6 protein-coding genes are annotated in these 6,573 nt (G+C 40.5%); all 6 read right to left on the minus strand.

Going from position 1 to position 6,573, the window contains the following annotated elements; all coding sequences use genetic code 11:
- Positions 1–136: 136 nt before the first annotated feature.
- A complete protein-coding gene (locus F9K33_16115; protein ID KAB2877580.1) occupies positions 137–562 on the minus strand; it encodes a hypothetical protein in 426 nt (141 codons plus the stop codon).
- 221 nt (positions 563–783) lie between these two features.
- The gene (locus F9K33_16120) at positions 784–1,524 is read right to left on the minus strand and encodes a hypothetical protein (GenBank protein ID KAB2877581.1); all 741 of its coding nucleotides are present in this window, start codon (positions 1,522–1,524) and stop codon (positions 784–786) included.
- Between the two features lie 200 nt (positions 1,525–1,724).
- Complete coding sequence (locus F9K33_16125) at positions 1,725–2,135, minus strand: hypothetical protein (GenBank protein ID KAB2877582.1); 411 nt, start codon at positions 2,133–2,135, stop codon at positions 1,725–1,727.
- 1,784 nt (positions 2,136–3,919) lie between these two features.
- The gene (locus F9K33_16130) at positions 3,920–4,219 is read right to left on the minus strand and encodes a hypothetical protein (protein KAB2877583.1); all 300 of its coding nucleotides are present in this window, start codon (positions 4,217–4,219) and stop codon (positions 3,920–3,922) included.
- A gap of 246 nt (positions 4,220–4,465) precedes the next feature.
- Positions 4,466–5,179 carry a hypothetical protein gene (locus tag F9K33_16135; protein ID KAB2877584.1) on the minus strand — a complete coding sequence of 238 codons (714 nt, stop codon included), beginning with the start codon at positions 5,177–5,179 and terminating at the stop codon, positions 4,466–4,468.
- 825 nt (positions 5,180–6,004) lie between these two features.
- Entirely contained in the window at positions 6,005–6,403 is a 399-nt protein-coding gene (locus F9K33_16140) for a hypothetical protein (GenBank protein ID KAB2877585.1), read from the minus strand.
- Between the last annotated feature and the right edge of the window lie 170 nt (positions 6,404–6,573).

A 6,573-nucleotide genomic window follows, 5' to 3' on the forward strand; every position in this document is an offset into this window, starting at 1 on the left:
TCTGTACCCGAGTTAGTTGATTTCGTAAGTGATTCTCTCCGATTTGTAGTTTTTCAAAAAAAAGAGTAAAAAACTCTTATGGAAATCTTTTTTTTATTGACAAAGTACTTTTTAAAGATGTTATGCGCAGTGCCGTTCATACTGTTCTTTTTATTCTCATGTGTTCTTCTGGTCCAAATCTGTCAAAGACGAAATGAAAAATGCTAACTTTAGCAAATACCCAAGAATGGTCATTAAATCCTTCAGTTCCAACGGATGTTTGTGTTGGTCTCCCAAATGCTTGCTCAAAATGTCGTTGGAACTCTTCGTATGATTTAACTTGATCTGTATAATTTGCTCGAAAAAATTCTAATTCCTTGAGTAGGCCACTCTTTCTTGGTTCAAAATGGAATCCAATTGTGCATTTTAATCCGTTTAGCGATTCAGAATCGATCGTATAATATCCAGTTGACACATTCACAAGTCTCTGTCCATTAAACAATTTCATTAATTGTTTCTCCTCAATGTCCCACGGGACAAATACGTCTGGATGGTCAATTTTAAATCCGTTGTCAATAGTCATATTTAGTCTGTTGAAAGGCATTGCGCATAACGCTCGGCGGCTACACGCAGTAGCTCGCACGCGAGAAAATTAAAGTTAATTAAGAACATACTGAAAACGTGAGCGAGCTACTGGCGAAGCGACGCCCACAATCTCTCTATCGTCAAATCAAAAGGCGTCGCGAAGCGGCACGTGTAAGCCGCATGTTATCCGCGGTGAGCCTATTTAAATATTTTACTTTACTATTTCTCATTGTTCGAATATCCATAGGGTGTGCTGGCGAAACGATTGTATAAATTGATATCATTTTGTGACCAGAAAAAAAGACGATTAAGTGCAAAAACTTCTATGCCCAATTCTTTTTTCCCATTTAAAGCCAAAAAAAGGGAAACCCCGTCTATTAAGGTTGGAAGAAGTAGTTGTTGTAACGCTTTACGACGAGTTACAATCGGATTAGCATTGTATTCATAAACTTTCCCGATAGTGGGACTAAGGACATAGACAGAAAATGCAACTAAAGGGGACTTCTTTTTCAATACAACATTCTCCGATGTTTCCTGAGCTTCTTGGGAAAGACCTTTGGCTAATAAGTCATGCCAAGTGCCCCTTAAATAGTAATCCTCTTTTGAAAAAACAAAGTCGAGCAAAGGAACTGGTTGTGGAAAAGTGGTTTTGAGATACAAAGAATCTGAATCTATATCTAAATAAGTAGTTCGTCCTTTTTCTCGAATCGTAAGATCATGTAAACGATAAACAGTTCCTTTTGAAAGTGCTAAGGCAGTATCGACTTCAACATATTTCTGAGACTTTGATAAATACCCGGGCTCCAGTGAGTCAGATTTATGAAAGCGCATAGATTTTGAAAAATTATTTAACACTTCTTCTTTTGATTTTTCAATTCTTAACGAGTAAGTGTCATAATTTGTGATCGAGCCAGCGCACCCGATAGAGAAAAAAACGAATATTAGTAATCTAAATATCATCTACATGTCCCAAGGCTCATCGCGGATAACGCTCGGCGGCTACACGCAGTAGCTCGCACGCGAGGAAATTATAATTAATTAAGAACATACTCAAACCGTGAGCGAGCTACTGGCGAGCGACGCCCACAATCTCTCTATTGTCAAATCAAAAGGCGTCGCGAAGCGGCACGTGTAAGCCGCATGTTATCCGAGGGCGCACTCTACTTTATCTTTTCAAAAAATAACAAATGGCTATATATGGGCGCAATCAGTCGATTTCCATCCAAAAACAAAGTCGTTCTTTGTCCCTTTTGTTTATATCGAACAGTGATCACTATGATAGAATCTGAATTAATGCCATAGTAAATTGCGTTGTAGCGAAAAACTGGGAAATAAGTGCTGGTTTTCACGGTCTTGATTTCATACTGAGGGTTTCGTTCATCCCAATCTAGAAAATCAAATAGCGAATCAGATAAGATCATTTCTTCCCCAATAACCGCATCAGCATCTTCATTAGTAGTCACATATCCAGCAACAAGCTTTGTTGCCTTCCAACTGCCAAAAATTCCGCTCTCTGTTTGTGGTGCGGTACTTGTAAAAAGATTCAAGCTGAATATTATTAGATTAATCATAGAGTATTCTCCTCTAATCTATCGAAAAAACCACTTTGTGCGCTCTCGGATAACGCTCGGCGGCTACACGCGGTAGCTCGCACACGTAAAAATAACTATTAATTAAGAACAAATCAAAAAGTGTGCGAGCTATCGGCGAAGTGAGCGCCACAAAAGCGTAGCATGTGGGGACTCCAAAAAGCGCTCACGTAGCGAACGGGGAAGCCGCTTGTTATCCGACGTGGCCTCCTTGCTCGAAACACTAAAATATCAAAAAACATGAAATCAAAGAACGCTGACTTTTCCTGGCCTCGTCATCAGAACCACAGCTCGACCGCCAAAATAGTGTCGAAAAACCACAAGCGATGAGTGCGTCAGCACTGATCGCAAGAGTGAAGTAAAATAAGACACAGAAAGCTTAAAATAAAGCATAGCGAGTAGCGAAGCGCTCGCTGCTCATGCGGTCGAGCTAAACGAAAGTCGTAACTCAAAGAACAAAACTTTCAAACTGAGAAAAGGCCAACCCTGAGATTGTTTCGGCCATGTCGGATAACGCTCGGCGGCTACACGCGGTAGCTCGCGCACAATAATAAATCTGTAAATTAAAAACGTAACTATCAAATAATCTTCTAAGCTCTGACAGCCGAAACGAAAGTGTGAAAGTAATCATCTCGGCGCGAGGCAAAGAAGTTTTCAAATCTTAAAACATCAAAGAACAAAACTAAACTCAAATTGCAAAACTTTTCAAATCGAACTATCGCCTCGCGTCGAGAAACGAAATTTCATTTAGAACTCATCGGCTGTCAGAGCGAAGCTCAAGTCGTACGGTGCGCGAGCTATCGGCGAATGACGCGCATACAATAGTGTAGCCCGTGGGGAACTCCAAAAAGCGCGTCATGAGCGTACGTGGAAGCCGCATGTTAGCCGACGTGGCCATTTTCTCGAAACACTGAGGCGGTAAACTACCGATGAATCAAAATATCTCTGGCCGAAAGTGATTCGTCGGGCAACATGAAATTCAACGTCATCATAATCAAAGAACAAAACTTTCAAACAAAACAAGGCCAAGGCTCGCATATTCTGGCCATGTCGGCTAACGCGGCGCGGCTACACGCAGTAGCTCGCACGCGAGAAAATCAAAGTTAATTAAGAACATTCTCAGACCGTGAGCGAGCTACTGGCGAGCGACGCCCACAATCTCTCTATTGTCAAATTAAAAGGCGTCGCGAAGCGGCACGTGTAAGCCGCTTGTTATGCGAGGGTCGCCTCATACATTATTTCAAATTGTTCAAATCTTCCAACCATTTGACAAAATATGATTTAGGTAAAGTAACTTGAGTAAAATCTAGTGATGACAACTCTTTTCTCGTGTAACAAGATCCAATATATATATCCCATTCCATTTCAATCTCAGTGGCTATTTGTATGGCAACCTCCAGTTCGTTATCTGTAATATCGGTATCCTCGTATCTAAACCATTCTCGTCCACACCATGCCACAAATTCTTGTTGAGAAAACTTGCAGGAATCATTAATGATTTCTCTTAGATGTTCTCTAAGCGTAGTGTATGTTAGGGGTCCGGATATCATGATTATTTATAAAATGTTCATTTTGAGGGACTCTCGCATAACGCTCGGCGGCTACACGCAGTAGCTCGCACGCGAGAAAATTAAAGTTAATTAAGAACATTCTAAAGTCGTGAGCGAGCTACTGGCGAGCGACGCCCACAATCTTTCTATCGTCAAATCAAAAGGCGTCGCGAAGCGGCACGTGTAAGCCGCATGTTATCCGAGGTCAGGGCACTACTAATAGTAGATAATTACAGTATGATCCTGCTTGTCAACAAAAACGTATGCCGCATTCGATAAGCTAAATAAGTATGGGTCAGTTCCATATTTTAGAATCAACCAACCATTTTTGGCCTCAGCACTACTAAATCCAGAATATGATGAACCGAGATCGGTTCCACCATTTGTACGAACATCGACAGAAGTTAACGGACGGGCGTCATTAATTTGGTCTTCAATATATTCTATTGAATTCTCGTCTTTATCACAGGAAACCAAACAAAGAGCAAACACTAGGACAGCAATACAAAATTTCATGTTAAAAACTCCTATTAGTAAATTTACAAATGGTACTAATTACTATAAGCCCTGATCTCGGATAACGCTGAGCGGCTACACGCAGTAGCTCGCACGCGAGGAAAACTATAGTTAATTAAGAACATACTCAAACCGTGAGCGAGCTACTGGCGAAGCGACGCCCACAATTTCTCTATCCTCTGATCAGAAGGCGTCGCGAAGCGGCACGTGTAAGCCGCATGTTATCTGACGGTCGGCAATGAATAATTATTTCCCCAAATTTAATATGTAATCAATGTTCAAGTCCAAGCGCTTATTATCTTCATTGGAAAATCCGGAATTTCTACTGCTTATCTTTGGAAATACGAGCGCAGGCGTAATAATTATCATGTTTTGTGAACTAACCTTGAAACCCAATGCTAATCCTATCTTGTAATCCACTTTCTTCATTTTATAGCTACCAATGTTTGAGTTGTAGCCTGCCTTTTTTTCCACAAATATGGCCGATAATTCAGGAGTTACCGTCATCGATTGACTTAGTGAGAGTGATCTATATATTGATAGTCCCAATTTGTAAGTTTTTGATTCAAACGAGTCAAGTGATTCATCAAGGTTTTCTGAGCCATAATCTGCATGATAATAGGATAAAACTCCCTTTAGTGAGAAAAATGCTGACTTATTGGTTAATATGGCTACAGAAATATAAGGCTCAAAAATATTTGTAGCAGTTGTGCCGTAATCAAAGAAGTCTTGATCCTCCATACCGACGCCAACTTTCACCCCAACCCCAACAATACTTTCGGTATATTTTTTTGCAAAGCCTATATTTACGGCTGCCTTGCGATTGAGTACTTGATAAGTTTCCATTGCCTCGAGGCCAAAATGAAAGCCCATATCGGATTCCAGGAACTCTGATTGAGACAACGCCGAGTTTGTAAAAATGAGTATCATTAGGAGAGCGCGAAAAATATTTTTATTCATATTCCCTTTCAAAATAGATATGGCTTTATGTTTGCCGACTGTCAGATAACGAAAGGCGGCTACACGCAGTAGCTCGCACGCGAGGAAAATTAAAGTTAATTAAGAACATACTTAAATCGTGAGCGAGCTGCTGGCGAAGCGAGCGCCACTATAATGTAGCCTGTGGGGACATCAAAAAGCGCTCGCGAAGCGGCACGTGTAAGCCGCATGTTATCTGCAGTGGCTCGCATTACATTCATTGTTTATATTTTTGTCTATAATATATCAAAACAAACAGGTTTAGCGAAAATAGAACAAGTATCAACCAATAATCACGAAGGCGAATATTCGGTTTCGTGGAAACAAATTCGACAACAAACATAGTGATGAAATAGATTAAGATGCCTGTGAAAACATACGAAACCCTTCTAACTTGTGTCAAAAAAGCGCTTATAGTTAGCAGAATTAATGCTATCGAATACAAAAGAAACGAATCGGCATGATCAAAGAGCCCCAGATGTCCGTGGCTTCCAGCGAAGGATACTAATAGAACAAAGAAAGCAGGTATCGCCAAAATAAAAGCTAAGGTCAACATTACTGTTCTCATAGGCAATCAAAACCAAAATCTGAATTGCGAGACATTGCAGATAACGCTCGGCGGCTACACGACATGGCGCAAAGAGTGCAACCGAATAAGTGGTAGACTAACTAACTTTATCACCAAAACACAATCATCAAAGAGCGCCATGTGCGAACGCGCCAGCGTTCGAGTGTGAACTAACTATCTAAGTACTCACGCTTCCGCTGGCGCGGTGAGCGAACGTGTAAGCCGCATGTTATGCGACGTCAGTATACGTTAATGTTTATTGTAAAAGTGCCAGCTTTACCATCCCACTCATTAACTTGCAAATAGTAAGTTTTAGCGGACATTCCGTCCCACATTATGACTTGTCCATCACCATCATTGTCATCATTCGTGTTTAAAAGTGTTTCATAATTCATATCATCAAACAATTGAACTAAAAGATTGGACTCTAAATTGTTTAGAATTATTGAATAAGTTTGTGGAGATGAGATTGTAAATTTATAATAACTCACTCCATGGGATCCGATTTGACCAGAAAAAGCCTGGCCGACGGTTATTGTCTTTGGAGTTGAAAGACTTCCTTCGTTATTTGCCTTGTCGTCTTTTGAACAGCTTGTGAAGGTCATTAATAGTATTAACAGAATGGATAACGGTTTCATTTTGTACTCCTATATTAAATTGTGGTGCAAAAACTGATGTCGCATAATGGACGGCGTGCAGACGCAGCGCCGAGCGCACAAATAACATTAATTAAATAGAACAATATACTATCAAGATATCATCTAAGCTCAGCACAAGGGATCGATGTGGCTGAAGCGATGAGTGCTTT

The organism is bacterium (assembly GCA_008933615.1).
Classification (GTDB): domain Bacteria; phylum CLD3; class CLD3; order SB21; family SB21; genus SB21.

What these genes read in the sequence shown, in the direction of transcription:
- F9K33_16115 (KAB2877580.1), bottom strand. Translation starts at nt 562, where the DNA reads ATGACTATTGACAACGGATTTAAAATTGACCATCCAGACGTATTTGTC.
- F9K33_16120 (KAB2877581.1), bottom strand. Translation starts at nt 1,524, where the DNA reads ATGATATTTAGATTACTAATATTCGTTTTTTTCTCTATCGGGTGCGCT.
- F9K33_16125 (KAB2877582.1), bottom strand. Translation starts at nt 2,135, where the DNA reads ATGATTAATCTAATAATATTCAGCTTGAATCTTTTTACAAGTACCGCA.
- F9K33_16130 (KAB2877583.1), bottom strand. Translation starts at nt 4,219, where the DNA reads ATGAAATTTTGTATTGCTGTCCTAGTGTTTGCTCTTTGTTTGGTTTCC.
- F9K33_16135 (KAB2877584.1), bottom strand. Translation starts at nt 5,179, where the DNA reads ATGAATAAAAATATTTTTCGCGCTCTCCTAATGATACTCATTTTTACA.
- F9K33_16140 (KAB2877585.1), bottom strand. Translation starts at nt 6,403, where the DNA reads ATGAAACCGTTATCCATTCTGTTAATACTATTAATGACCTTCACAAGC.